This window comes from Aerococcus sp. L_32, from assembly GCF_050689315.1.
The window spans coordinates 1-2,430 of sequence record NZ_JBOEQF010000299.1 but is presented as its reverse complement, the minus strand read 5'-3'; the positions used below and the strand labels follow the sequence as shown (position 1 = coordinate 2,430).

General features: G+C 45.5%; 2 protein-coding genes and 1 pseudogene. All 3 read right to left on the bottom strand.

What is annotated here, in order from left to right; all coding sequences use genetic code 11:
• Positions 1-706 (bottom strand): annotated as a pseudogene (locus ACRCJ0_RS12045) (phosphomevalonate kinase); the annotation flags it as partial.
• The gene (mvaD, locus tag ACRCJ0_RS12040) at positions 690-1,703 is read right to left on the bottom strand and encodes a diphosphomevalonate decarboxylase (RefSeq protein ID WP_417893274.1); all 1,014 of its coding nucleotides are present in this window, start codon (positions 1,701-1,703) and stop codon (positions 690-692) included. The gene mvaD and the pseudogene ACRCJ0_RS12045, both read right to left, overlap by 17 nt.
• Before the next feature lie 63 nt (positions 1,704-1,766).
• Positions 1,767-2,430 (bottom strand): mevalonate kinase family protein (locus ACRCJ0_RS12035; RefSeq protein WP_431390569.1); only part of this gene is annotated, 664 nt, incomplete at its 5' end.

Genomic DNA, 2,430 nt, shown 5'->3' with positions numbered 1-2,430 from the left:
CCAATTCCGGCCAAAATTCTTCGATTAAGTGATGGATATCTTCCCCAGTAGATTTAGCTTGTTGGTTAAACCATTCACGGTCAAAGTTTTGGTAGTAGATGACACCAGTTTGGGTGCTGGCTGCGACATCTCCAAGTGATCCTACCATACCCAATTGTGCTTGGGTAATGGCGACCAGTTTAAAAACCCGGTAGACCCATTGCGATTCCGTAATATCTTGGTCTAATTTGTAGAATTTCAATAAGGCTGAAACGATAGCCACTGAGATGGCACCAGATGATCCTAAACCATATTTAGTTCCGTCAGCCGCATCCAAGTCAGACTGAATTTTTAAATCAAAGTAATCTGGTGTCGTTGCCGATTTCATGCCGACTGCTTCAGCATATGCCATCACAGTTTGCATGGCTTGCCAAATTAGTGGGAATTCGCCAGCTTCTGGGTCGTTAGAAACGACTTGTCCATTGACGTCGTAGGTCCAAGCAATTGGAAGGTCAGCCTGGTTGGTGATTAAATAGCCATTTTGCCCGGAATTTGCCTCTAAAGTAAGGTGTAAGAAGGCGTCAACTGTGGTTAATAAGGCAGCTTGGCCAGAACTCACCACTGCATACTCGCCCGCAAGGAATAATTTCCCCGGCACGGCCACCTTGATGGTGTCTGTTTCGTTATTCGTATGGATTATCGTGCTATCATTATAAGATTGCGCCATCGTCATACTCCCATCTATCTAAGGGTTTAATCCCAGGTCCAGCAGTCGTTTGGATAAAGTTCATATCTTTAAACCGTTCTGCAAAAAAGGCTTCCACCTCATCCATCTGGCTCGCTTTACATAAAACTTTCACGTTCGGTCCAGCGTCAATTGTATAGTAAGCCAACACGCCAGTTGCGCGTAAATCTTGGACAGCTTGAATGGCTTTAATGGTATCAGGTTCGAAATAAGTAAATGACGGATCAGAAGCCATAGTTGTTGCATGCATCCGCATGGCATTGGCTTCAGCAATTTCACCCATCAATTGGAAATCTTGCTCGGCAATGGCCACTTTAATCCGTTCTAAATCAATCATATTTTGACGCACCCATTCAGGGTAGAAAGGCGACGTCCGCAAGGTATGGGCCATCCCTTCACGAGAAGACACGCGTTTCTCAGCGGTGTTAATGGCCATAATGACCATACCAACATCCCAAGAGGCGTCGTCAATTTCAACTGCCATAGAGTTTTCATTGCTGGTCCCTTTTTGCCATTCAACAAAGCCACCAAAAATGGACCGGGTTGCTGAACCAGAACCCCGTCGCGCAAATGTCGATAGGGCCTGGTCAGAAATCTGATTTTCTAAATTCAAAGCCTGTCTAGTAGCCGCCGCTAAGGCCGAAAATGCCGATGAAGAAGAAGCCAATCCAGCCGCAGTGGGCACATGATTGACACTTTCTACCTTAGCGCGCAAGTCTAGGCCAACTTCTGCTCTAAACATGTCTAAAAACTTGCTGATTTTTGCCGTATCCGCTTCATTGCCTAATTGGTTGTTTAAATAGAAAACATCCGCGTCCAAATCACTCGAAAAAGTCACGCGCGTGTCTGTATACAAGGCGTCTAAAGTGAGCGACAAACTAGATGTAGTGGGGATAAATAGGTCTTTATTCGCCTTACCCCAATATTTAATTAATGCAATATTGGTGTGCGCCCGGTAAGCGCCTTGAAAAACTGACATCTCGATTCTCCCTCAAAAAATTTTCTTTCCCTTATTATAACCGATTTCTACAGATTACGCCCACTATTCGCCGGCATTATCATCTATAGGTGATGATTTAAAAGGCACCACCCAGCTCGCCACCGCCATATTCTCCTCTTTTAAAGCTTTAGCCAAAAGGGCAGCCTTGTTCTTGCTGTCACACAAGGCGAAATAGCAACCCCCACGTCCACCACCAGTTAGCTTGGCTGCGCCGGCTCCATTCGCTTCCGCAAAAGTGACGCCCGCTTCAAGTTCAGGACTGGATACTTGTAAAGCCCGCAAGTGCTGGTGGGCATCCTTAAACGTGCGACAAATAGCCGTAAACCACTGGTCATTGGCCATTTTGGCAGAATCTAATTCAACTAAATCAATGAAGCGCGTAGCAGCTTCACCAAGCTGACGCAAGTTATGTTCAACAGCTTGTCGGCGGGTAATAAAAGCTGAATTCAAACCAGCTGCCACGTCAGAAACCGCATTTTTAGTGTTGCCGTGAATACCAGTATCCGCAACCACCAACCAATAAGGGGTTTCGAAATGAACAATCGTCATTGGATGATTTTTTTGATAAATCAAAGGGACGCCAAGGCTAGCCACACGTGCATCCAAACCGGAAGGATTGCCGTGACTAATCTTTTCAGATAAGTCTACGTATTTTAATAGTTGGTCTTCTGTAAGGGGGAGGTCATAGTAATTGTAGAAAGCGCGA

What these genes read in the sequence shown, in the direction of transcription:
- mvaD (WP_417893274.1), bottom strand. Translation starts at nt 1,703, where the DNA reads ATGTCAGTTTTTCAAGGCGCTTACCGGGCGCACACCAATATTGCATTA.